This is a genomic window from Chryseobacterium artocarpi, assembly GCF_001684975.1.
GTDB lineage: Bacteria > Bacteroidota > Bacteroidia > Flavobacteriales > Weeksellaceae > Chryseobacterium > Chryseobacterium artocarpi.
On record NZ_MAYH01000045.1, the window covers coordinates 450,058 to 475,324 of the forward strand.

Genomic DNA, 25,267 nt, shown 5'->3' on the forward strand with positions numbered 1-25,267 from the left:
AATAACAACTATATGTTGATGTTGTGCTTATTTGTTTACTTTATACCTTTTGTCAGGAGTACCGTCTTTTTTCAGACGCTTGTTTTCCTTATATCTTTTGTCAGGAGTACCGTCCTTTTTCATTTTTGCTGCAGGTTGTGCTGGTTTTACGTCTGCTGGCTTAGCGGTATTTACAGTGGCAGCTTTCGCAGCTTTTGCTTCTACTGGTTTAGTAGCTTTTGCTGTAGTTTTTACAGGAGCTGGAGCGGCACTTTTAGCGGGAGCAGTCTGCTGGGCAGTAGCAAAGCCTAATCCTAAGATTATAGACATTGCAGATAATAATTTTTTCATAAGAATTATTGTTTATTTTTTTGTTGAATAAAGATATACAAAAAGTAGGCTAGAAAATTTGGAATTTTAACCTTAACTAAAGTTTATTACAGCTTAAAAAAAAATTAAACAGGCTGTAAGTAAAAACAAAAACCTGCTTCAAAAGTGAAACAGGCTTTCTTTATATGAATAGAATGTTTATCGTGTACAGTTGGCTGTCCAGGTTTTACCATCTTTCATAAACAGAATCTTTAATTCATTATTGTCAATTCTGATATAAGAGGTTCCCGTAGATCCGATCATTACTAAAGTGTGATCTCCTTGTTGGTTGAACTCTATTCCATTCAGGTCAGGAATACTGTTGGAGAATGCAAAATTATATTTAGTTCCACTGGCAATCTTTGTTACAAATACACTTCCGTTATCTGTACTGATATTGGTAGAACCTCCGTCATTGTAAGATACTTTTCCCTTGTAAGTTCCTGCAAAGAAATCATTATTGGTAGGGTCATCATCTCTGCTACACGACGAAAAAGATAATGCTGTGAAAACCAACAGCATCAAAACTCCTAAGATTTTAATTGCTTTTTTCATAATACTTTACTTTAATGTTTGGTGAGTTTGAAGTGCCAAACATTATGCCACGAGAAAATATCTTGCTTTTTTTAACAGGTAATTAATTAAATTAATAAAAAATTAAGATTTTAATACATAACTCATTCATTTTAAATTCAAAAGTCATGATGCCTCCCTCCAAAGAAAAAAATATCCGTACCTTTGTATAGCATTAAACGGTTTCGGAAAACTCCCGAAATCGCTTTTGTCGTTTTATACCATTACTATTTATGCAGTTAAAATCCATCAACGAAAAGTTTCTTCCAGATTTGATGCAAAAAGAATTCGGGAAAGAAATTTTTGATCAGCTAGAAAATCATCCGCATATTGCTGTGAAAGGAAGTGCAGGATCTTCAGTTTCAGTTTTTGTTGCCGAACTTTTTTTGGTTCAGAAGAAAAATATCCTTTATCTGGTAGATGATAAAGAAGATGCATTGTATGCCAATACGGAAATGGAAGATCTTTTGGGAAAAGAAAAAGTACTGTATTTTCCGGCAACTCATCTTGATCCTTATCAGATTGAAAAAACACAGAATGCCAATTTGGTATTAAGAACCGAAGTATTGAATAAAATCAATTCCGGAAGATCTCCAAAAGTGATTGTGGCTTATGCAGGTGCTTTATCAGAAAAAGTATTAAAGAAAGAAGATTTTAAAGCGATTTCTCACCATATAAAAGTAGGTGATCAGCTTGATTTTGACTTTGTAGATGAATTGCTTAATCATTATCATTTTCAACAGTCAGATTTCGTTTCTGAACCGGGAGAATTTTCTGTGAGAGGAGGAATTGTGGATGTGTTTTCTTATTCTTATGAAAAACCATATAGAATTACCTTCTTTGGAAACGAGGTGGAAAGTATTAAGACATTCGATATAGAAACACAGCTTTCCGTAGATAAAGTAAAGGAATTCCAACTGGTATCCAATATGAATTTCTCTGTTACCGGAAGCAGAGTGTCATTACTGCAATTATTACCTAAGGAAAGCTATGTGGTTTCCAGAAACGGAATGGTGGGAATGCAGAAGATCAGAACATTCTATGAAAAATCTCTGGAGAAATATGAAACTTTAAATAAAGATATTGCTCATAGGGCACCGCAGGAACTTTTTATTTCAGACCAGGAGTTTTTATTTGATTATAAAAAATTTAAAACTGTAGATTTCGGAAGTGCTTCTATTGAAGGCTTGAAGGAAATTTTGGAGGTTAAAATGGAACAGCTTCCACAGCCATCATTCCATAAGAATTTTGAACTTCTGATTGAGGATATGGAAGGGAAGCAGAAAGAAGGGTTTGATACCTGGATCTCTTTCTCTACAGAAAAACAAAAAGAAAGGCTCGAGTCTATTTTTGAAGAGCTGGAACATGAGCTTCCTTTTAAAAGTTTTAAATCTGAACTTCATGAAGGCTTTGTAGATAACGGACATAAATTGTTGGTATACACAGATCATCAGATTTTTGACCGCTACCAGAGATATAAGGCGAAAAATACCTTTGCCAAATCTGAACAGCTTACTCTAAAAGATCTGATGTCTCTTAAAATAGGAGATTATATTGCCCATATCGATCATGGGATCGGTAAGTTTATGGGATTGGTAAAAGTGAATAACGACGGTAAAATTCAGGAATGTTTTAAACTGACTTATAAGAATGGTGATTTGTTATATGTAAGTATTCATTCGTTACATAAAATCTCAAAATATAATGGTCCTGACGGAAAAGAAATTGTATTAAGCAAACTTGGGTCTCCTACCTGGAAGTCCCTGAAACAGAAAACGAAGGCTAAAGTAAAACAGATTGCTTTTGATCTTATTCAATTATACGCTCAGAGAAAAACCGCAAAAGGATTTGCTTATACACCGGATTCTTATCTTCAGAATGAATTGGAAGCAAGTTTTATTTATGAAGATACTCCGGATCAGGAAAAAGCTACCGTGGATGTGAAAAAAGATATGGAAGCGGATACGGTAATGGACAGGCTGGTGTGTGGTGATGTTGGATTCGGTAAAACCGAAGTAGCAATCCGTGCGGCATTTAAAGCGGCTACTGACGGAAAACAGGTTGCTGTCTTGGTGCCAACTACTATTCTTGCTTTCCAGCATTATAGAAGTTTTAAAGAAAGATTAAAGGATTTTCCGGTAAATGTGGCTTATGTGAACCGATTCAGAACAGCAAAACAAAAGTCTGAAACACTGGAAGATCTAAAGAATGGAAAAGTAGATATTATCATTGGAACTCATCAATTGGTAAGCAGTTCTGTGAAATTTAAAGATCTTGGATTGTTGATCATCGATGAAGAACACAAATTTGGAGTTTCAGTAAAAGATAAGTTGAAAACTTTAAAGAATAATGTTGATACGCTTACTTTAACAGCCACTCCGATTCCAAGAACATTGCAGTTTTCCTTAATGGCTGCAAGAGATTTATCCGTTATCAAAACTCCACCGCCCAACAGGCAGCCGGTAGATACACAATTGATAGGATTCAATGAAGAAATTCTTCGCGATGCGGTTTCTTATGAACTTCAACGTGACGGACAGGTTTATTTTATTAATAACAGAATTGAGAATCTGAAAGATATTGCAGGGCTCATTCAGAGATTGGTTCCGGATGCAAGAGTGATTACAGGACATGGACAGATGGATGGAAAGCAGCTTGAAAAAAATGTTCTGGATTTCATGGAAGGGAAATATGATGTTCTTGTTTCTACAACCATTGTAGAAAGTGGAGTGGACGTTCCGAATGCCAATACGATCTTCATTAATGATGCTCAGAGATTTGGAATGGCGGATCTACATCAGATGAGAGGAAGAGTAGGGCGAAGCAATAGAAAGGCATTCTGTTATTTAATTACACCTCCTTATGATATGATGACTTCTGATGCTCGGAAAAGACTGGAAGCTATTGAGCAGTTCTCGGATCTTGGAAGTGGGTTCCAGATTGCCATGAAAGATCTTGAAATTCGTGGAGCCGGAGATTTATTGGGTGCTGAACAAAGTGGTTTTATTAATGAGATGGGATTTGAAACTTATCAGAAATTAATGCAGGAAGCCCTTGAAGAGCTTAAAGATGATGCGGATTTTGAAAATCTGTTTGATAATGAGGAAGATCGTCAGAAACTTTTCAAATCTGTGAAAGATGTAAATATTGATACAGACCTCGAGCTCATGTTGCCAGACTCTTATATTTCGAATACGGAAGAAAGATTACTATTGTATCAGAAAATTGCAGAGATTAATAATGAAAAAGATCTTCATCAGTTTGAACTAGAGTTGATTGACCGTTTCGGTGCATTGCCAAAAGAAGCTGTGAATTTATTGAAAAGTGTTTCTTTAAAATGGCTTGCTGCAGATATTGGTTTTGAGAAAATCGTTATGAAAAATGGAATATTCCTGGGGTATTTCCCAAGCAATCCTCAGGATAAATTCTATCAGACAGACAGATTCAGACATATCATTAATTATTTAACAAGAAACCCGGCAGAAGCTCAGCTGAAAGAAAAATCAGGAAAAGAAGGTAACCAGCTCATGATGAGAAAAGAAAGGGTGAAGAATGTAGATGAGGTAAATGTTTTATTGAAGGCGATTATTGATCATCAATAGATTATTTTCGGACATATAATTTTCTATAATAAGTGTAAAACATATAAAAACTTTAAGTTTTTATATGTTTTTTTATTTTCCTTGTGATTATTATCATGTTTTTGTCTTAAAATACTCATTCTGAAGAGAATTAATAGCCTTTTAATACGGTACAAATCACGTTTTAATGATTAAAAAAGAGGTTGTAATCCTCAGTCCAGAAAGGGTTTGGGACGATTTTTAAATTATAAAAGATGCTAAAAGTAGAGTTATGTAGAAATAATTCTACTTTTTTGTTTGATTAATTCTATCTTGTAATGTGTTTATTTCTATAGGTTTAAAGATATATAACTGGAATTTTTAGGGCTTCAATTTGTACCTTTGTCGTCCTTATTATGAAAAAAATTATATATTGCTTCGCGACCGGACTTTTGTCTTTCTATGCTAACGCACAGGTGGGAATCGGTACATCTAAGCCAAAATCTATGCTTGATGTTAACGGTAAACCTACTCTGAGAAAAGAGCTTAGAGTAGGCGGTACTTCAACTGATGTAGGAAGTGCAGGGTTGAACGGTCAGGTCTTAGTTTCCCAAGGCGAGGGGCGTGCCCCTGTTTGGAAATCATTGAATGTTTCCTTTATGGAAGAGGGACAGTACAAATTGATCAATTCGTATTTGTCTTCAGATCAGATTGGTATTAAAGATTTATCTAATGGTGTTGCTGGTGATAACGTCAACAAAAATAGTGTTGGTGACGATATTTTAGATACAAGCAAAGGAAAATGGGTTAAAATTGCCGGTCTTGCTAATAGTTTTGAGATTAAGAATGGAAAAAACAGGCTTACCTATCAATTTCAGACAGGAGTTGAAATGAAAGCACCTAGAGCTACTACTTCTCAAAACGTGAGATTTGTGTGTGGTGTTTTCAGAAATGGAAAGCTGGTTGCTGTGCGTCCTGATAGAATTGCGACGAACAACAATACAGAGAAGGGAGGTCTGATGGATTATATCTTTACGCTGAGCTATACCGAGCTCAATGTTCCGGTAGGGGTACAGAATCTTGAAATTGCCTGCAGAAAAATATCAACTTCTAATGCACAATCTCAATTTACGATAGGAAGAGATGTTGAAGACTCTAATGGTGCTTCCAATGCATTTACTCTGGAATCTACAATGAAGATCGATGTTATTGAATATGTAACTTATAAATCCAATTAATCAGGTGATGAAAAATATACTATCTGCTTTATTTCTTGCTTTGAGTTTGAGTTTTTCTGCTCAGGTTGGAATTAATACCGAGTCTCCAAAAGCAAAACTTGATGTAAATGGAGATCTGAATTTAAGAGGTAAAATTACTGTTGTCAATAGTGATGGTACTCTTTCACAAGGAAATAATGATCAACTTTTGGTTTCTAGAGGTGAAGGATATTCTCCCATCTGGAAAAGTCTTCGTATCCCTGAATATGAACCAAATAAATTCTATTTAATATTTAATAATTCTTTCTCAGATAGAGAAGGAGTTGAATTTCAGAGTTGGGAACAGTCAAGTCTGACTACATCCAGAGCTGCGACTTTTAATAGAGGAACAGAATTTGGAAATCTTCCTGGATTTAAAAAGATTAATAATTTAACTCAAAAAATCTACATATACAGTGCTCAGAGTAAGGCTTATTTTCAGTTTGAAACAGTAGTACAGGCAAATTTCAGTGGGAATGGAGCTACAGATACCTCTATCGATTACGCTTGTGGGATCTTCGTTGATGATAAACTAATCAATTTAAGACAGAGAAACTTAAAGGCAAGTAGTGCTCAATATCCTTTCCTGACTCATAACCAAATTGGAATCGTAGAAAACCTTACCAAAGGAGAGCATACGGTAAGTGTAGCATGTTCAAAACTTGCTGCATATGGAGATACAAGTAGAAAAATAGCAATAGGTAAGAACACAAATACCAATATCAATGATTTTATTGCACAATCTTCTTTAAAAGTTGATGTATATGAAATCCCACAAGAATTTAAACCTATCATTAATTAAAACATACTATGAAAAAAATATTTTTTGTTCCATTTTTACTGATTGTTGGATTAGTGGATGCGCAGGTGGGAATTAATACTCCAAATCCTGTCAATATGTTAGATGTTAATGGTGATTTAAATGTAAGAAAAGAACTTAGAACTGGTGGTACAGACGCATTGAGAGGTTCTGCAGGAAATGCAGGAGATATTCTGCATAATAATGCAAATATGGCTGCTAACGACTGGAAACCTATTAAAATAGCTGATGGACAAGGAAGTATGTCCGTGTTTTCTTTGAATACGGTAGCTGATCAGACGGGAGTTTCTTTCGATTCTAGTGGTGATGCAATGCCTTATAGTGAGAATGCTCCTTTGACGGGAAACTGGAAAGTATTACCACAGGCAGTAGATACCTTTTCTGTTACAAGTGGAACGAATAAAGTAACATTTTCCTTTCAGACAATAGCACAAAAGATAAATGGGGCTTCATCCGCAAGTTTTGCATGTGGGGTTTTTGTTGATAATGAGCTGAAGGCTGTAAGAACGGATGTTTTACTTGGAGATAGTGGAGCTTATAAAATTTTTAATCTTAATGCAACACTTACAAACCTTACACAAAAAAATAATTATTCTGTTAAAGTAGCTTGTATTAACAGAACCTTGAATAATACAACTCTTGGGATAGGAAGAGCTGTAGATACAGAGGCTCTTAGTGGTGATATGGCACAGTCTGTTTTGACAACATCTGTATTGCAACCTTACTAATTTTTACATTTTATATAATAAATAAGAATCTAAAAACGTTATGTTTTTAGATTTTTTTGTTTATTAACTCTATTCTTTGTGAATTTGTTTGAATTATGTGCCCTCTATTAGTAAAAATTGAATTATATTTGGGCGAGTTAAAAAATTTGTTTATGGCAAAAAACTATTTTCTTAAAATGTTTGCTGGGGCTGCGCTTTTCGGGTTACTGGCGTCATGTAATACAACATCAGACCCCACAGAATCTATTCCTGATCCTGTAGGAGGTCCATCACCCAAAAAGTTCGTAGCAAAGGTTGCTATGGATAATGTCACTCAGGAGGAATATGTTTCAACAACTTCAGGAGTTTTGCAACAGATTACATTTAAGGATGATAATGCACCTACATTTAATTATATAGGGAGCGTAACTTATCAGACTGGTAGTAGTGATCCTGCAAATCAAGATATTAGTCAGGTAACATTTATAAGCCCTGCAACAGGAAGCTTAGATTATACTTTTGATATCGTTCCTGCAGAAAAGGGTAAAATCTTTAGCGCATCGTGTAAAGCGACAGGAGCTACACCGTCATTATCTTATTTAAGTGATTACGCATTTTCTTACGATGTAATAACAAGCAAGCTTACTAAAGTTCTTGAAAAAAGAAAAGATGGGGGAATATCTGCATATAATAAATTCATAGAATATAATTTTGTATACGCAGGAAAAAATGTTTCTCAGGTGATTTGTAAAAAGGGTATTTTAAACAATTTGGGAGCTCCTGATTTTGCGACTGCAAAAACTTCTACTTATAACTTCCAGAATTATGATTCAAATAACAGCCCATTCTCTATGCTTCCTCAAAACTTTTCCCTTATAAGAGGTTTTGTGAATCCGGCGCTTTTCTACAGAATGTCTCCTAATAACCCTACATCTATGTATTTTGAGATGCCGGCGCCCACTCCGTCAGTGAATACAGGACAGAGCTATTCTTATGATAATGAGAGATATCCAGTGGTGGAGAAAAACCAAAAAGTTACATTTACTTATAAGAAATTAGAGGGAATATAACTGTGTTAACCCAATCAGAATATAAATAAGAATATAATTTTAGGCAAAAAAAATTATATTTGTCAAAAAATAATCAATTACCAGGAAATGAAACAAATTTTCTATTTTATCTTACTAATTGCAGGGTTTTCTTCAATCCATTCCTGCAAAGACTTACTAGATGAAGACGGGAATCCACTATTGGATCTTAATAATACAGGAGGACTAAACGGTCCTAGAGCATTATACAGAGAAATTACAGATAAAGATACGATCGCAGAATATCAGTACAGCGGACTTCTTGTAACTAGAGTAATTTCAGACAGTGCTTCCATTACAGACATCATGTACAGTGGTGATAGAATAAGCCAAATCTCTTTCAACGGATTTCTGGATCTGGATGGAAACGGAAAACTAGATAAAGACAGTATTTCTTATACACAGCAATTTAATTATAATAACAAAAATCAGATTGCAATAATCTCTGAAAACCGTTCTATTTACAGAAGACCTGCACCAGTTCCGCCTGCTACTACACCAGGTCCGCAAACTCTCTTGCAAAAAGAGAAAAAGCAATACAGATTGGTATACAGTACCGCTACTGCAAAACTGGATTCTATTGAGATGAAAAGTGGTTTAGATATTCCGGGAACTACTTTTGCTTTTGATAAATACTCTAAAATAGGGTATACGTATGTAGGTGATAATATTTCTAATGTTGTGAAGCACTCTGGAGCTATGTTGCCAGGAGGTTTATTCGGACCAGTAAACTTAAAGCATAACTATGTGTTCTATGAGTATGACAGCCAGATAAGCCCTTTCACATTGGTGCCATTTGCTTATAAAGTTTCAAGACTTGTAGCTACAGATAAGAATGAAAGAGAATCCCTTATGCTTTCTCCAAATAATCCTAAGAGATGGTCTTTCACAAACACTACAGCATTGCCTTATCCACCTTCTGTTGTGAAGAGTACCAATTATGTGTATGATCTTCAGACTTACATGACAAAAGGATACGGTGTCAACTATATCTATAAACCACAATAGAAAAGTTTTTTACAATATTTAAAACTCAATCTTTCTGAGATTGAGTTTTTTTATTTTTTATCCCTTAATTTTGCAAAAAATTTCTGATGAAATATTTAATTGTAGGGCTTGGTAATAAAGGCTCAGAATATGAAAATACACGCCATAATATAGGATTCAAAGTAGCGGAGAAAATTGCTGAAAACCTTGAAGTATCATTCAATACTGCTAATTTTGGATGGATGGCTGAAGGTAAACATAAAGGAAGAAAAGTATTTGTACTTAAGCCGGATACTTATATGAATCTTTCAGGGAATGCCGTAAGATACTGGATGCAGAAAGAAAATATTCCTTTGGAAAATGTTTTGATTGTCACTGATGACCTTGCCCTTCCTTTTGGAACATTAAGGATGAAAGGAAAAGGTTCAGATGCGGGACATAATGGACTTAAAAACATTAATGAAGTATTACAGACGCAAGGGTATGCCAGACTTCGTTTCGGGATCTCTGCAGATTTTTCAGCAGGTAAACAGGTAGATTATGTTTTAGGAACATGGAATGAAGAAGAAACTGAAAAGCTTTCCGAAAGAATTGAAACTTTTGCTAAAGCAAGCCTTTCTTTTGTGTTTGCAGGGCTGAACAATACAATGTCTGCCTTTAACGGAAAATAGATAAAGCTATCACCATAAAATTAAAATAAAGCCCTTCGGAGTTATTCGGAGGGCTTTATATAATGATTTATAATGAGAATTGTATATTTTTTATAACCAGCTTACTGCACCGGTTTCTACGTCATAGTTCGCTCCAACGATTTTAATTTTACCTTCTTTTTCAAGGTTTCTAAGTGTTGAACTCTGCTTACGGATATCCTCGATCGCGTTTTTTACATTCTGGTGATTAAGTCTTTCTAAAAGAGAACTGTTTTTAGATGAGCGTTCTTCATTTTCTTCAATCACTTCATTAATGATAGGATTAAAATGGTTGATCAGGTGATTCAGGTTATCCATTCCAAGACCTTCAATCTGAGCTGCGTCAAGACCTCCTTTCAATGCACCACATTTAGTGTGCCCTAGTACTACAATAAGTTTAGAACCTGCAACATTACAGCCGAATTCCATTGAACCAAGAATATCCTGGTTTACAAAGTTACCTGCAATTCTGATACTAAAAACATCTCCCAACCCCTGGTCAAAAATAAGCTCAGCAGAAGTACGGCTGTCTATACAGCTTAGTACCACAGCAAAAGGCCATTGTCCTTCACGGGTAGCATTTACCTGCTCTAGAAGATCTCTGTTTGCCTTAAGGTTGTTTACAAACCTTTGGTTTCCTTCTTTTAAGAATTCTAATGCTTTTTCAGGAGTAATTGTCGATTGAGTTTCGTATGTATGTGCTTTCATATAATTTAATTGTTTTTGAATTTTAAAATTAAAAATAATAATAATTGATAATAAATAAGATTACATTGCTCTCTTATGAGTGACTAAAATGTGAGAATCCTCACTTCTTTCGTAATCTTTGTATGAAGTTTTAAAACCTAAAAGTTCTACATTGATATCCTGTTCTTTTGCCCTGATATTGGCAAAGTCCTGAATCATTTCCAATACATCAGTTGCAATGTATGAAGTGCTTCTTGCATCAATAAGTACATTAGAATTAGGTTTAATGTTTTTAAGTGTTTTTTTGATTGCTGCTTTATTTAAAAATGAAACTTCTTCAGCCAGCTTGATCTTTATTCCGTCGGCATCATCCAGAATTTCTCTGCTTAGATAATAAGCCCTCTTCATATTTCCCTGAAGAATATAGAAAACAGAAATTGCAAGACCAATTCCAACACCTTTTAATAAATCTGTTGCTACCACAGCTACTACAGTTGCTACAAACGGAATGAACTGGAACTTTCCTAAATGCCAGAAATGTTTGAATGTAGCAGGCTTTGCCAGTTTGTATCCTACTAAGATCAATACAGCTGCTAATGTTGCAAGCGGGATCAGATTTAAAATTACAGGAATGGAAAGAACACAAACCAATAATAATACACCATGAATCATCGCAGATAGTTTAGATGTTGCCCCTGCATTAGCATTCGCAGAACTTCTTACTACTACTGAAGTCATTGGAAGACCTCCGATAAAAGAACTGATTAGGTTCCCGATTCCCTGAGCTTTAAGCTCAAGATTCGTATCTGTAATTCTTCTCTGTTTATCAAGACGGTCAGATGCTTCAATACAAAGTAATGTTTCAATAGAAGCTACAATGGCAATAGTTGCTCCCACTATCCATACCTTTGGATTGGTAAAACCTCCAAAATCAGGCATCGTAATCAGATTTTTGAAGTCGTCCAGAGATTGGGGAACTGGTAACGAAACCAAATGTTCTTTACCGATTGCCAATGAGCTTCCAGATAATTTAAAAAGTTCATTCAAAAGGATTCCAGCCACTACAGCTACTAAAGCTCCAGGAAGCATTTTCATTCTTTTCAGTACGTGTACTTTATCCCATGCAATAAGGATAGCGACAGAAACTAAAGTAACAACGATAGCACCCAAATGAATCGCTCCAAATAATTCTGTAAAATATCCGAAGTTTAAGCCATTATCAAAAATAGATTCATGACCTTCATAATCTTTATCAAATCCTAAAGCATGTGGAATCTGTTTTAGAATAATGATAATTCCTATCGCAGCAAGCATTCCCTCAATCACGTTATTCGGGAAATAGTTGGAAATACTACCTGCTCTTACAAATCCTAAAATCAGCTGTAAAAGTCCTGCAATGATTCCGGCACAAAGGAAAAGTTCAAATGCCCCTAAATCTGTGATGGCAGTTAAAACAATGGCTGTTAAACCTGCTGCAGGTCCTGAAACTGAAATATTTGAATTACTGATGAGTCCTACTACCAGACCTCCCACGATTCCAGAAATAATTCCTGATAATGGCGGTGCGCCTGATGCTAATGCAATTCCTAAACATAGTGGAAGTGCTACTAAAAATACCACGAGTCCTGAAGGGAAATTCTCCTTTATTCCTCCTATTAATGATGTCTTTTTCATGATGTAAAGCTGTGAAAGATAACCGTCCTATTTATTTTTAAATAAGGCAGTTATAAAAGTTTTTTAAAATTTAATTTTTAAAGTACATGTGTATCCGATATCAGTAACTGATATGAATAGGTATCAAAAAAATCTAACTATTAAAAACTAAGCTTCGGGAGGCGGAGAAAATATAGTAAGTAAAGGGGACAGATGAAAAGAATCATCGATCAGTACAAAAGACATTCCCTGAAAATCAGGTTCGGAAAACTTCAGATAATCAAATACATCCAGAGTTTTTGGAAGAGTCTTTTCGTAAACAATAAATGAAGATGGGTGAGAATGTGGTTCTTCTTCGTTCACTATTATATTTGTTCTCAGAATATCCCAGCCTGCCACCGCAGCTATGCTTGGCAGCGCTGTAAAATTCAGAAAAAACGTTAATATAATAATACTCCAGAATTTCATCTCACATTCTTTTTTAGAAAAACTATTTGGTTTTTCTGCTCATTACCCAATCAGAACCCGTAAGGTTGTAGATTTTTTGGATGTCTTTTAAAGTTTTCTCAAAATCGATCTCCAAATCAATAATCTTACCTGTTCTAAGGTCAAATACCCAGCCGTGTACAATAGGTTGTTCTTCTAAGATATATCTTTCCTGTACACAAGCCATTTTAATTACGTTGATGCACTGCTCCTGAACATTAAGTTCTACAAGTCTGTCATAACGCTTGTTTTCGTCCTCGATAGAATCAAGTTCAGCCTGATGCAATCTGTAAACATCACGAATATTTCTCAACCACGGATTTAATAATCCTAAGTCTTGAGGGGTCATCGCTGCTTTTACACCACCACAGTTGTAATGTCCGCAAACAATAATGTGTTTTACTTTAAGATGTTCTACCGCATATTGAATAACTGCTGTGGAACTCATGTCTAAAGTATTAACCACATTGGCAATGTTTCTGTGAACAAATACCTCTCCTGGTTTTGCACCCATCAATTCTTCCGCTGTAGCTCTGCTGTCTGAACATCCGATATACAGATAGTCAGGTGTCTGAGTTTTGGCTAAATTATGGAAGAAATCAGGATCTTCTGCTACTTTTGACTCTACCCATTTTTTGTTGTTTTCGAAAATAACTTCGTACGATTGTGACATAATTCTAAAATTTGTAATTATTTATTTCGTTTAAATTATTTCCAAAATCAATAGACTAAATCAATAATTGTGCAAAAATATACTTTTTGCCGAAGAATTGAAGCGTTTTAACAAAGTTTAATATTAAAATATGCTTAAAATCATGTCTAATATCCCGGTATACTTTGCCTTATATCACTTATTGGCTATTTAATAATCCAAACGTTTAAAAACTTAGATAAAATTACAAAGTATAAATTAAAATCTGTAATTTCAGAATTAAAAAATTTTTAATTTTAAAAAAAATAGAATAAAATTTGTAAGAAATAGTTTGATAATCAGTCGATTTTATATCATAAAAATCATCTAATCTTGAAAAAAATGAATAAATTAAAATCCTGATTTCAAGCCTTTAGTTTATATGCCGGATTTTGATCTTCAGACTTTGTCGCCGTTATTTATCTGGCAGAAAAATAGTTGTTATAAAACGACCCCAAATCGGAGCCGTCTTATTTAAATAAAGATTATTGAGGAGATTGCCATTCTAAAACGACTGTTATTGAAAGTATTAGCAAGCGTGTTGCCAGATTGTTGGTCATCCTTAAAATAGAACCAGGACAAAATTTCAGATATCCTGTGAGTAAGTTGTATTTATTCTGCCGTTTGGGAAAGAATGGGAATCTGTTACTGATGTTAGTCTGTCAGTTTTTCATAATCTATACTCTTCATATTCAAGTTTAAATATTTATTTTCTTCGTTTTTATAATGCTGAGGTACTTCCAGTCCCATATATTTCATGAGCAGAGGGTAGATATAGGTGGTTTGGATCAGTTTAGGATCGCGCCCTGTGATTCTGTATGCAGCAGGTACTTTATCACCATACCATACAAAGAACGGGACCTGTGTGGATTCTTTGGAGTCTATATGCAGTAATTTGTCACCTTGTATTTTAAGACCGTGGTCAGAAGCGTAGATAACTATTGAATTTGTGTTCTTAAGCGTACTGAAAATGTCTTTCATGACATAATCGGTATATTTTATGGAATTGTCATAGCAGTCCATATTTTCGGACTTCCAGTTATCCGGCAGTCTGTTGCATGGGTTAGGATGACTTCCCATAATGTGGAAAACAACGAATTTATGATCTCTTTTTTGAATAACATTTTTTAGTTCCGGGATGATTGCTTCGTCATATCCACTTACCCATTTTTTATTTTTGGCCATTGAGGCGATTGCAGTTATTCCTTTAGCGCTTGCCTGTGTGCTGATCCAGAATGAATTGTAGCCAGCCTGATTGGCAAGATTGACGATATTGTAAGATAATTTATCATAACGGTATCTGAATTCGTCAGGATGTATGCTGGAAAGGATAAGCGGTACACTAAGGTTGGTAATTCCTGCAGGAGAAACTGCCCGATCATAGATCATCATATTTTCAGCTTCCAGATCCGTATAAGGTGTCGTTTTCTTGGAATAGCCGTATAATGACATATTCTGTTTTCTTTCAGATTCTCCAATGATAAGAATAACGTTCTCTATCCCCGGCTGTATTTGTTTTATGCTGAAAACAGGAACATTTTTTTTGATCATACTGATATCTTCCTGAATTTTCAATGCTGTATTGAAATCGGATAAATGATAATATACACTTTTGATCATCTTTCCTCCGCCTTTATTGCTTACATATCTATGCTTAAGAAAAAATGTGAAAGGCATGATCAGCCATAGTAAAGCAATGAACCCGTATCTGAAATTAAATGTAACGGTATCTTTCAGATAATTGACCGAATAGATCAGTAATCCCATAAAAATGAGAAATAAAAAACCTGGTAAAATAAACATATAAGACATGCTTATTGCTTCATTCACATTGGATTCCAATATACTTATCGCCATTCCTACATTAAATCCGGAATGGTAAATAAAATAACAGGATACTGATATCAAAAAATTAAGCCCCAGGAATAGACACAGAATGACAGCAATGATTGATGTATACCTGTTTTTAAAAAGAAATGCGTTAAAAATAAGGAAGGAAGAGAACATGATTCCATACTCGAAAATATTTCTGATACTTTCCCATTTCTCAACCCCGAAAAAGTTGTTAAATATATAAGGGAATGAAAGCAGGAAGCCTGTGAGATAAATTAAAATAATGAGAATGGGAATAGTTTTTTTGAGCATAGTTATTATATGAAGTTGCCTTTACTGTTAAGATAATTGTATAATCTGTCTCAGGAGTTTCCGGTAAGGATAGCTGAAGGTTCAGAATAATGTACTATCTGAAATAAATGAATATCAGATCAAAATACTGTACCCTCTCAAAGGGAAGCTGCCGTAGATCGTCGACGAAGTTTCACAGCAGATTGCTTTTTCTGCTTAGCTTTTTTGCTTTCAGAAAATGAAACTATAGAACGTATAATACAGATAAAAAAGTAGAGTTTTGAAGCGGTATTTTTTTCATCAAAAATTATTTTTTAGTTAATAATTAGGTTGGGGTTGTGTTTTTTAATATTAAGCGGTTTTTTCAGTCTAGGCAACATTGTAAATGGCATCCCCTATTGTAATACAGACAAAGATTATACTTATTATAAGTTAACTATTGTCTTGTTATTGGGGAGCCCAGCAATGCTTTTTTTGCAAATTTAAATGAAATAATTTATGATTGCAATAGATTTTTTACTATAAGTGCTGGATTCACTATACTTTACGGTTGATATAATCTTTTGTAGCGTCGCTTGTAGTGATGATTTTGGCTGGATTTCCTATAACAACAGAATTCGGGGGAACATCGAAGTTGACATAAGAGTTGGGAACGATCAATACATTATTGCCGATCGTTACAGCACCTACAATTACAGCGTTGGCACCTATCCATACTTCATCACCGATAACAGGGGAGCCTTCATTTTTACCCCGGTTCTGCTGACCGATAGTAACCCCTTGTGCAATATTACAGTTTTTTCCGATAATGGTTTTCGGATTGATCACAAGGCTCCCCCAGTGTCCCAGGTAAAAGCCTTCTCCGATCTGCGTTTCAGGATAGATCTGAAATCCGTATTTTATCTGGTAATGTCTTAAAACGATCCGCCAGAACGTATTCAGAAAAGCTTTTTTCTGGTACTTCTGAGCCATTCTCAGAATATAAATGAAATGGAGATTTGGATTAATACACTTTTTCCAAATCTCAAATTTTGAAAGCCACTTTCCACTTTCCCGGTAAAAGTCTTTTTGAATAATTGAATAATCGGTCATAGTCAAGGTTTTTAAACTTCATCAATTATTTTCTGAAGATGCTCTACAGATTTTTCTAAAACAAACGGAAGCTCAGTTTCGGAAATTTGTTTTTTATATTGCTCAGAAACGGACTTATCTGTAAGGAACTTCTTCATCCCTTCATAGATCCCTTCTTCAGAGTTGGGTGTAATATTTCCAAGTTTTCCGTCCTGCAGAAGATCTCTGATTCCTGAAATGTCTGTAGCGGAAATAGGTTTCTTGAGAATAAGGGCCTCCGCAATGATGGTAGGAAAGCCTTCATGGCGTGAAGACATGATATAAAAGTCTGCCTTTTTCATATACGGATAAGGATTGCTGCTGAAGCCAAGCATTTTTGCCGTATCCTGAAGTCCTGATTTATTGAGCTGATCCTGAATATTGTTAAAGTCGTATCCGTCTCCGATGATCAGAAGCTGATGTTTTAATCCTTCGTCGATCAGTTTTTTGTGGATGTTGAGCAGTCTGTCGTAGCCTTTCTGAGGATAAACGGTTCCTACGGTTACAAAGGTAGGGAGATCATTCCGGAAGGGATAATCGTTGACCGTGACATCAGCTTTTCTTAAAGTATCTTCTTTGTCGATCGGGTTATATATTTTGATGACCGATTGCTTTTCAGTGTCATTTTTTGCCAGCTTATGCATACCTTCCTGCAGTTTATTGGAAATCACCAGGATTCTGTTAAATTTAAAGAACTGCCTGATCACTTCCGGAGTATATTCTTTCAGATTGAAGATGTCATTCTGTACCCATATGATCTTTTTCGAATCTTTTTGAGGGCTGGATAGAATTTCACGGTACATTGCATGAATGGCTGCAATCTCTACATCATATTTTTTATTTTTTAAAACAAATTTGTAAAGAAGGGAAGGGAACCAAAGAAACATTTTCTGATAAAGCACCCTGTACGCTTTCACAGGAATATCCTGTGGTCTGTTGGTGGTTATCATTTCTCCTTTCAGAAGATAGTGCAGATTCACCCAGGATGGAACTTCTTTTATATAGAGCCCTGAATAAAGATTGACCAAAAGATCTACTTCATATTTATCAGGAGGAAGATTTTTCAGAAAGTTGATCAAAACTTTTTCAGCACCGCCATGGCGTAAAGAGCCTATACGAATGAGGAGTTTTTTCTTTTTCAATTTGTTTTTGTTTTATAGTTTTTACAAGATTAAAATAATTATTTAATTTTTCTTGCTTTTTTATACTTGTGAGGAAGATTTTCTTTGATATAAGCATCCAGTTTTTTCCTGTCTTTTTCGAGCTCACGGGGGTATTCCGGGCTGTTCTTGAGGACAATATCCCCATAATCTTCAATAGTACAGAGAAACTGGGCAGGATTTCCGATAAATACTGTATTGTCCGGCATAGATTGTGACAATACGGAATTGGCTCCCAAAATACAGTTGTTTCCGATCTGTACATCCTGCATAATCACACAATTCAGTCCGATTGTACAGTTATTGCCGATCTTTATTCTTCCGAGAATCCTCGCGTCCTCATAGCCGGGAAGTTTTCTCAGAAGGGTAGTGGTTCCGCCGTGATTGACAAATCTTACTCCTCCTGCAATATTCACATTGTCACCGATCTCAATAAGGTAGGGTTCCGTTCCGAAATAAATCTTATCCGGCATATTAAAGCTTTTGCCGACCTTCATACCCCTGTATTTCGCGACTTCAAGGCTGGCTCTGTTCAAAAAAGAATGATAGAGGGAGTCTATTTTTAATAGGATTCTAAATATAAAAATCATCACAGGTGTAAATTTGTTTTTATTTACTTTTGCAAAGTAAGAGAATTTATTAATATGATGAAAATTTCAAAAATAGAATATTATCTTCCTCAGCATGTTCTTACCAATGCTGATCTGGAAAAAGACTTTCCAGAGTGGAGTGCTGAGAGAATTCAGGAAAAAGTAGGTATCAGCCAACGCCATATCTCTTCTGACAATGAAACGGTGCTGGATATGGCCATACAGTCTTCAGAAAAGCTTTTTGAAAACTATGACAGGGATAAAGTAGACTTTATCCTGTTCTGTACCCAAAGTCCGGAGTATTTTCTGCCTACAACGGCCTGTATTTTGCAGGACAGATTGGGGCTCAGGAAAAATATCGGGGCTATAGATTTTAACCTTGGCTGTTCAGGGTTTGTGTATGGGCTGGCTTTTGCTAAAGGACTGATTTCAGCAGGAATCGCCAAAAGTATTCTTTTGGTTACTTCAGAAACCTATACCAAGCATATTCATCCTGATGATAAAGGAAACAGGAGTATATTCGGGGACGCTTCCGCTTCTGCAATTGTTGAAAAAGCAGAGGACATCAATGATTATCAGTTCTGTCTGGGAACAGACGGAGGGGGTGCTGAAAACCTTATCGTTAAAAAAGGAGCTTTCAGAAAAGATTTTGAGCTGAATCCCGATCATGAATTCGGTCCTGAAAACATTTACATGAATGGTCCTGAGATCTTTAATTTTACCATTGAAAATATTCCGGGGCTTGTAAAAGAAACCCTTGAAGTGAATGGTATGACGATGGATGATATTGATCATTTCGTTTTTCATCAGGCCAATTCTTTTATGCTGAACTATTTAAGGAAGAAAACCAAAATACCGGCAGAAAAGTTCTATATTGATATGGAAAAAACCGGGAATACGGTATCAGCTACCATTCCTATCGCTCTTAAGAATATGATGGATAAAGGATTGCTGAAAGAAGGAGATAAGGTTTTAATGGCAGGATTTGGAGTAGGATACTCCTGGGGCGCCACTATAATGGAAATATAAGACTAACAACATTTAAAATTATAAATATGAAAACATCCGTTTTTTTAGAAAAACTACAAGAGGAGCTGGAAGAAGATGAAACGCTTACTGTTGAAACCAATTTAAAATCTTTGGAGAGCTATGATTCAATCAGTTTGCTTTCTGTCATTGCATTTGTAGATGAAAACTTCAATAAAAAGGTTGATACCAAACATTTTAAAGATATAGAAACCGTTTCGGATCTGATGAATGCGATAGGAAAAGAAAACTTTGAAGATTAATGGATGCTTTCTCGTTAACCAATAAAACAATTCTTATTACAGGGGCTTCTTCCGGCATCGGGAGAAGCTGTTCTGTTGAATGCAGCAACAGCGGAGCCAATCTGATTCTTGTAGGACGAAATGAGGAAGAGCTGATGAAAACAGCCTCTTTGCTGAATCCCGGAACAAAGGTTGAGATCATTGCTGAAGATATTACTCATTCTGAACGGCTTGAGGCGATCATCGCAGAAAAAGTTGCTGTTTTGGGGAAAGTATCAGGCTTTATACACTGTGCGGGAATAGAGAAGACCTTGCCGCTGAAAAAGCATAGCGTCCAGCTGTATCATGATATATTTGAGATCAATGTCATTGCAGGGTTTGAAATGGCAAAGATCTTGTCTTTAAAAAAATATAAAGAGGAAACTTCCAGCTTTGTATTTATTTCATCTGTCGCCGGTATGGTAGGAGAGGCAGGAAAGGCTGCCTATTCAGCCAGTAAGGGAGCCGTAATTGCCGGGACCCGTTCATTGGCAATGGAACTTTCCAGAGGCAATATCCGTGTCAACAGCATAAGTCCTGCCATGGTCAATACCCCGATTTTGGAAAAAATGTTTGAAGATCTGGGTGAAGATGCTTCATCAGAAATCATAAAAAAGCATCCGTTGGGAATAGGTGAACCTAAAGATGTAGCGAATGCCTGTATTTTTCTTCTCTCCGACGCAGCAAGATGGGTGACGGGTAGCAATCTTGTGATTGACGGAGGATATTCTGCGCAGTAATTTATTGTTTATGAAGAGTTTCTATGATCTCTTCCACACTGTCGAATATCTTTTGGTTGTCAAACTGAGTCTCAACATTTTTAAGATTCTCCCTGATGTGGAGAACCAAATCTGGATCTGTAAGAAAGGCTTTCATTCCTTTATACATCTCATCAACATCATAGTTGATGAGGTATCCTGTTTCCCTGTCTTTGATCATAAGTCCCACATCTCCCACATTGGTCGCGACTATAGGCTTCTGAAGAATCAGTGCTTCGGCGATTACCAAAGGCCATGCTTCAGATTCGGAAGGAAGAACGAAATAATCTGCCTTTTTGATATAAGGATAAGGGTTCATTTGATTTCCTGCTAAAATAAACGTTTTTTCTACGTTATTGTTGGCTGCCTGAGCCCTAAGGTTCTTCATTTCCCCACCATCACCAATGATAACAATGCTATGATGGAAACCTTCATCTATAAGCCTTTTATGAGCTTCAATAAGCTTGTGATAGCCTTTTCTTGAATGCAGTCTGCCGATAGAAACAAAAACAGGTCCTTCAGGGAAGTTTTCCAGTTTTTCTTCCGCCTTGCGTTTGATCTCCTCAATAGGAATAGGGTTGATGATCACACTTTCCGCAGGATAATCCAATTTAGGATAATACTGATGCATCATATCCTTTATTTTGTGGGAGCAGTACACCATATGGTCGAACTGGGGAAAACTTTTTAGTATTCCAGGGACCAACGGCTGAAATTTAGGAACATTGATCTCAGAGTGAAACCATCCTATTTTTTTTGAGTTCTTCTGGGTTGATTTGAGAATAACATCATAATCTCTATAATCCATTCCGATCTCTATATCGAAAGTATCATTGATGATGCGGTCTGCAATAGCAGGGTTTTTCTTCAGCCTTCTGAGCTTGATTCTTCTCGCGATCAGCTGCAGTTTCTGCAATACAGAATTGCTGGAAAAATCTTCTTTTCCGTCCGTAAGGTAAACCTTCCGGATATGCTTGGGAAGTTCATTACGTAATTTTCCCTGATTGAGCGTAAGGCATACGGTCATTTCGTATTTGTCTGTGTCGAGATTGTTGAGAAGTCCCAGCAGAACTTTTTCTACACCTCCCATTTCCATGGAATGGTGTCTGAACAAAATTTTTATTTTTTTATTTAAAGTCATGAGAACTTTCTTATGATTCGTGAAAGCAATGTGTTTTGTTTGTTGAAAATAAAGTCAGGCAGATCATCAATTTTATCAATATCTGTAGCATATAAGCGGTCTGCATTTCTTCTTTTGAGAGCGTTATACAATACAATATGCCAGTTTTTACGTAATATTTCTTTCTTTTTTTTATCCTGGGAAACTCCTTTAGCGTGGGTTCTGTACAGGTAGTTGGATTTTTTTATAAAATAAAAGTCTCCTTTTTCGTATAATTTCAGATAGAGATCCTGATCTACTGATGAGGTAAGGCCGTCATCTATCCCTTCGGTTTGATCATACGTTTTTTTTCTATAAGTGAAAAAGTGAGCAACTTCAAATCTTATATTAAAAAAATTCGGGTCCCTGTTTTTTATTTTTTTTGTGTATGGAAATAGCTTTTCAGGAATCAGTTGTTCATTACAGACGTGAAAAAGAGAATAAGTAGCTACAATATTCTTGTCTGTAAAGGCTTTTATACTTTCTTCTAAGGCTTCAGGCGTTAAAGCATCATCAGGGTCAACAAAGCCGCATATATCACCTGTTGCCAGTTCTGCACATCTTTTTTTAGTATATCCCACTCCTTTATTGACTGTGTTTTCATAAAAGGAAAACCTGGGTTCTCCGGAGATCATTTCTTTTACTGCCCGTTTTTCTGATTCATCAGAGCAATCGTCTACAATAATGACTTCCCAGTTGGTATAGGTCTGGGTCATGATACTATCAAAGCAGTCTTTGAAAAAGAGCGCATTATTATAGTGTGCGATAAGGATGGAGAACTTCATTATTGGTGTGTCTTGAATATTAATTCCTGATGATTGATTACTGTTGTATTGGATGGAATATCTTTATGAATGGTGCTGCCTGCTCCTATAATGCAGTTGTCTCCTATGGTCACTCCTTTCAGCACGGTAACATTACTGCCAAGCCAGCAGTTATTCCCGATTTTGATAGGTGCTGTGGTAAATTCAGAAGAATATAACTTAAAGTTAGGATGAGTCTCATAGGCGTGGTTGTGATCATACAGCTTTACATTCTCACCGAATAGCGTATTGTCACCTATGGAAATGCTGTCCAGACAATTGATAGAGCAAAAATTGTTCATGAAAAAGTTATTTCCGATTTCCAGGCTAGCATTCTGCTGCACAAGAACATGAACATAGTTCCTGAACCTGCCCCCCTCTCCGATACTCACCTTTTTTAAATTTCCATGAAGAATAAAATGGTTGCTGGTCCCAAGCTTTATTTCTTTAAAGGAAACATTAGGGTGTTTTCTGAGAAGTGAAATCTGACTTTTTCGTTGAAGCTTTGCTAGGATTTCATGAAGCATATTTAAATTTGTTTTCACACTTGTAGTTACAAATATAATAATAAATCTTATTTTTGTGCCTTAAAATTAACACTTTAAATGAATAAAACTGTCAGCAGATTGGGGGCAGATGAGTTTTGATAAAGTAAAGCATTTTGTGTTTCTGTGAAGATAGGTCAGATTACATTTACCAGATTTATTGCTGCCATGGCAATTGTCATTTCCCATTTCAATAAAGATCTGTTTTTATATAGAATAGATTATATTTCCAATCTTTTTTTGAGGGCGAATGTGGGAGTCAGCTACTTTTTTATTCTCTCAGGCTTTATTATGATTGTGGCTTACGGTCAGAAGAATAAAATAGACTATTTAGAATTTTATAAGAACAGGTTTGCAAGAATTTATCCATTGTATGTACTTGGGCTTTTGCTGTATTTTATAACAAGATATCATCTTTTTGACGGGTATAAGGTTCTTTTGTACGGATTGGGCATACAAAGCTGGATTCCCGGAGAAGCCATGATCTTAAATTTTCCGGGATGGTCAATTTCAGTAGAATTCTTTTTCTATCTCCTTTTTCCTGTATTGTACAATTATTTTTATTCCAAAAAGAATAAAGCGATCTGGATCTTTGCTATTGTCATCTGGATGGTTACTCAGGTCTTTTCAAACTGGTATCCTACCCTGGGAATATATAAGGGACCCCATACTCAAAGCCACGAATTTCTATATTATTTTCCTATATGGCATGTCAATGAATTTCTGATCGGAAACCTTGCGGGGTTATATTTTATTAAGAATTTCAGGCAAAAGAAGTATGATCTTCACATCCTTCTGCTTTTTCTGCTGGTAATGGTTTCGCTGATGTTCGTTCCGCTGTTTTACCATAATGGTCTGATGGCTTTACTATTTGTACCTGTTATTATTCTGATCTCCTCTAATAGCGGATGGCTCACGAAACTGTTTTCACAAAAGCCATTAGAATATCTTGGTGAGATCAGCTATGCGGTCTACATTACTCATATTCCCATCCTTTATCTGCTTAGGGAGTTTTTAAGAGTACAGCACTACAGCTTTGATATTGATACTGTATTTGTTATCTATATTATTGTAATGCTGATCTGCTCGGCAATTTTCTATCAGTGCATTGAAAAGCCAATGAGGAATATTTTAAGAAAGATCAATTTCAAAAGGAATGAATATCAATGATTTTCAGTTATAAACTAAAAACTTAGTTTATAACTGAGAGTGTCAGAATAAGTGCTTTCTAAAATTGATATTATAAAGTCCTGAGCGCATGCTTGGATAATCTGTCAATAAATATTTGGAGATCATTCCCCATTTTTTCAGAAAAGGAGCGTTGGCGATCAGGAAGCTTCTGTAAACTCTTTTGATATGGAGCCTGATCTCTTCCGGTAGCGTATCTTCACTTTCTGCCCATCTGTTCACTTCCGCCCAGAGTACAACTCTTGTTGAAGCCGGTTTTACTTCCCGGCTGTCTACTTTGGTAATTCTGTTGTTCTCATGTACGCCTCTTACGGCTACAGCACTGTCAATAATTCCCGAATATAAATTCAGGTAATAGGAAAGTCTGAATATAAATTCCGTGTCCTGGTGAAGCCTTAAATGAGGTTTAAAAAAATATTCCATTTTTTTTAGGGAAGTTTTCCGGAGGGTCAGAGCATCCAGACTGAACAGCCCGAAAGTCCCTCTCATATTAAGCAGCCCGGGAAATACATCTCTGGATTGCTGCTTTTGGTAAACGGTCGTTAAACGGTCTCCGAATACTTTGTAATATTGCTCTTTTGCTTTTTCTGAATAATAATGAACTCCAATTGCTCCATAGACACCGTCTACATTGTCATTTTTAAAAAGTTCCTTTTCCGCATCAAAGCGGTTGGGAAGATAGTAATCATCTGCATCCAGGAATGAGATGAAATCTCCTTCCGCTTTTTCTATTCCCAGATTCCTGCTGGCTCCGGCTCCGTGATTACCTTTGTCAGGATGCTGATAAAGCTTTACTCTGCTGTATTTCTCAGCAAGTTCCCGGCAGACCTGCAACGCATTGTCGGGAGATTTATCCTCCACCAGGACTACTTCATAGACTTCTTCAAACTGAAGTGCGGATTCTACAGCCTGGGAAACAAATTTTTCGGCATTATAAACGGGAACAACTACTGAAATTTTCATTTTTAATAAGTGGGA

At 35.9% G+C, this 25,267-nt stretch carries 25 protein-coding genes; 11 read left to right on the plus strand and 14 right to left on the minus strand.

Annotated features, from left to right (window positions below; translation table 11 throughout):
• Positions 1–27: 27 nt before the first annotated feature.
• Positions 28–330, minus strand: a complete 303-nt coding sequence (locus BBI01_RS16830; RefSeq protein WP_065395800.1) for a hypothetical protein — start codon at positions 328–330, stop codon at positions 28–30.
• 177 nt (positions 331–507) lie between these two features.
• Positions 508–903 carry a hypothetical protein gene (locus tag BBI01_RS16835; RefSeq protein ID WP_065395801.1) on the minus strand — a complete coding sequence of 132 codons (396 nt, stop codon included), beginning with the start codon at positions 901–903 and terminating at the stop codon, positions 508–510.
• A 251-nt stretch (positions 904–1,154) separates the two neighbouring features.
• Here BBI01_RS16835 and mfd point away from each other — a divergent pair, with 251 nt between their 5' ends.
• The 7 genes from mfd to pth all read left to right on the plus strand — a co-directional run bounded on the left by mfd (position 1,155) and on the right by pth (position 10,010).
• Positions 1,155–4,523 carry a transcription-repair coupling factor gene (mfd, locus tag BBI01_RS16840; RefSeq protein ID WP_065395802.1) on the plus strand — a complete coding sequence of 1,123 codons (3,369 nt, stop codon included), beginning with the start codon at positions 1,155–1,157 and terminating at the stop codon, positions 4,521–4,523.
• 374 nt (positions 4,524–4,897) lie between these two features.
• Positions 4,898–5,719 (plus strand): hypothetical protein, encoded by an 822-nt coding sequence (locus tag BBI01_RS16845; RefSeq protein ID WP_065395803.1) that lies wholly within the window; start codon positions 4,898–4,900, stop codon positions 5,717–5,719.
• Between the two features lie 7 nt (positions 5,720–5,726).
• The gene (locus BBI01_RS16850; RefSeq protein ID WP_065395804.1) at positions 5,727–6,539 is read left to right on the plus strand and encodes a hypothetical protein; all 813 of its coding nucleotides are present in this window, start codon (positions 5,727–5,729) and stop codon (positions 6,537–6,539) included.
• A gap of 8 nt (positions 6,540–6,547) precedes the next feature.
• Positions 6,548–7,285, plus strand: a complete 738-nt coding sequence (locus BBI01_RS16855; protein WP_065395805.1) for a hypothetical protein — start codon at positions 6,548–6,550, stop codon at positions 7,283–7,285.
• Positions 7,286–7,437: 152 nt separating this feature from the next.
• The gene (locus tag BBI01_RS16860) at positions 7,438–8,334 is read left to right on the plus strand and encodes a hypothetical protein (protein WP_065395806.1); all 897 of its coding nucleotides are present in this window, start codon (positions 7,438–7,440) and stop codon (positions 8,332–8,334) included.
• 87 nt (positions 8,335–8,421) lie between these two features.
• Entirely contained in the window at positions 8,422–9,360 is a 939-nt protein-coding gene (locus tag BBI01_RS16865; protein WP_065395807.1) for a hypothetical protein, read from the plus strand.
• A gap of 86 nt (positions 9,361–9,446) precedes the next feature.
• Complete coding sequence (pth, locus tag BBI01_RS16870; RefSeq protein WP_065395808.1) at positions 9,447–10,010, plus strand: aminoacyl-tRNA hydrolase; 564 nt, start codon at positions 9,447–9,449, stop codon at positions 10,008–10,010.
• 90 nt (positions 10,011–10,100) lie between these two features.
• Here the strand turns inward: pth and BBI01_RS16875 are convergent, their stop codons facing one another.
• From BBI01_RS16875 to BBI01_RS16910, 8 genes are all read right to left on the minus strand, one after another.
• Positions 10,101–10,757: a carbonic anhydrase gene (locus tag BBI01_RS16875; protein WP_262487298.1), complete on the minus strand. Its 657-nt coding sequence runs from the start codon at positions 10,755–10,757 to the stop codon at positions 10,101–10,103.
• A 39-nt stretch (positions 10,758–10,796) separates the two neighbouring features.
• Positions 10,797–12,389: a SulP family inorganic anion transporter gene (locus tag BBI01_RS16880; RefSeq protein WP_065395810.1), complete on the minus strand. Its 1,593-nt coding sequence runs from the start codon at positions 12,387–12,389 to the stop codon at positions 10,797–10,799.
• A gap of 147 nt (positions 12,390–12,536) precedes the next feature.
• Entirely contained in the window at positions 12,537–12,836 is a 300-nt protein-coding gene (locus BBI01_RS16885) for a hypothetical protein (protein ID WP_065395811.1), read from the minus strand.
• 22 nt (positions 12,837–12,858) lie between these two features.
• Complete coding sequence (locus BBI01_RS16890; RefSeq protein ID WP_065395812.1) at positions 12,859–13,527, minus strand: carbonic anhydrase; 669 nt, start codon at positions 13,525–13,527, stop codon at positions 12,859–12,861.
• 672 nt (positions 13,528–14,199) lie between these two features.
• A complete protein-coding gene (locus tag BBI01_RS16895) occupies positions 14,200–15,690 on the minus strand; it encodes a sulfatase-like hydrolase/transferase (RefSeq protein ID WP_065395813.1) in 1,491 nt (496 codons plus the stop codon).
• Between the two features lie 516 nt (positions 15,691–16,206).
• Positions 16,207–16,761, minus strand: coding sequence for a serine O-acetyltransferase (locus BBI01_RS16900; RefSeq protein WP_065395814.1), 555 nt, complete (start codon positions 16,759–16,761; stop codon positions 16,207–16,209).
• An 11-nt stretch (positions 16,762–16,772) separates the two neighbouring features.
• Positions 16,773–17,921, minus strand: a complete 1,149-nt coding sequence (locus tag BBI01_RS16905; RefSeq protein ID WP_065395815.1) for a glycosyltransferase — start codon at positions 17,919–17,921, stop codon at positions 16,773–16,775.
• A 38-nt stretch (positions 17,922–17,959) separates the two neighbouring features.
• Positions 17,960–18,436: an acyltransferase gene (locus tag BBI01_RS16910; protein ID WP_228394031.1), complete on the minus strand. Its 477-nt coding sequence runs from the start codon at positions 18,434–18,436 to the stop codon at positions 17,960–17,962.
• Positions 18,437–18,583: 147 nt separating this feature from the next.
• Here BBI01_RS16910 and BBI01_RS16915 point away from each other — a divergent pair, with 147 nt between their 5' ends.
• From BBI01_RS16915 to BBI01_RS16925, 3 genes are read left to right on the plus strand one after another with little or no spacing between them, the layout of a single operon-like run.
• Positions 18,584–19,558, plus strand: a complete 975-nt coding sequence (locus BBI01_RS16915; RefSeq protein WP_083190135.1) for a ketoacyl-ACP synthase III — start codon at positions 18,584–18,586, stop codon at positions 19,556–19,558.
• Positions 19,559–19,584: 26 nt separating this feature from the next.
• Positions 19,585–19,818: a phosphopantetheine-binding protein gene (locus BBI01_RS16920; RefSeq protein ID WP_065395817.1), complete on the plus strand. Its 234-nt coding sequence runs from the start codon at positions 19,585–19,587 to the stop codon at positions 19,816–19,818.
• Positions 19,818–20,576 carry an SDR family NAD(P)-dependent oxidoreductase gene (locus tag BBI01_RS16925; RefSeq protein WP_065395818.1) on the plus strand — a complete coding sequence of 253 codons (759 nt, stop codon included), beginning with the start codon at positions 19,818–19,820 and terminating at the stop codon, positions 20,574–20,576. Before BBI01_RS16920 ends, BBI01_RS16925 begins: the two co-directional genes overlap by 1 nt.
• 1 nt (position 20,577) lies before the next feature.
• Here the strand turns inward: BBI01_RS16925 and BBI01_RS16930 are convergent, their stop codons facing one another.
• The 3 genes from BBI01_RS16930 to BBI01_RS16940 are packed head-to-tail and all read right to left on the minus strand — an operon-like array spanning position 20,578 to position 23,101.
• On the minus strand, positions 20,578–21,735 hold the full coding sequence (locus tag BBI01_RS16930) for a glycosyltransferase (RefSeq protein ID WP_065395819.1): 1,158 nt from the start codon (positions 21,733–21,735) through the stop codon (positions 20,578–20,580).
• Complete coding sequence (locus tag BBI01_RS16935; protein WP_065395820.1) at positions 21,732–22,538, minus strand: glycosyltransferase family 2 protein; 807 nt, start codon at positions 22,536–22,538, stop codon at positions 21,732–21,734. Before BBI01_RS16935 ends, BBI01_RS16930 begins: the two co-directional genes overlap by 4 nt.
• Positions 22,538–23,101 carry an acyltransferase gene (locus tag BBI01_RS16940; protein ID WP_228394032.1) on the minus strand — a complete coding sequence of 188 codons (564 nt, stop codon included), beginning with the start codon at positions 23,099–23,101 and terminating at the stop codon, positions 22,538–22,540. The genes BBI01_RS16935 and BBI01_RS16940 overlap by 1 nt, the downstream gene beginning before the upstream one ends.
• A 126-nt stretch (positions 23,102–23,227) precedes the next feature.
• Between BBI01_RS16940 and BBI01_RS16945 the strand changes: the two genes are divergently transcribed.
• Entirely contained in the window at positions 23,228–24,271 is a 1,044-nt protein-coding gene (locus BBI01_RS16945) for an acyltransferase family protein (RefSeq protein ID WP_065395822.1), read from the plus strand.
• 42 nt (positions 24,272–24,313) lie between these two features.
• On the opposite strand, the gene BBI01_RS16950 is transcribed toward BBI01_RS16945, so the two are convergent.
• Entirely contained in the window at positions 24,314–25,252 is a 939-nt protein-coding gene (locus BBI01_RS16950) for a glycosyltransferase family 2 protein (RefSeq protein WP_065395823.1), read from the minus strand.
• Positions 25,253–25,267 lie beyond the last annotated feature (15 nt).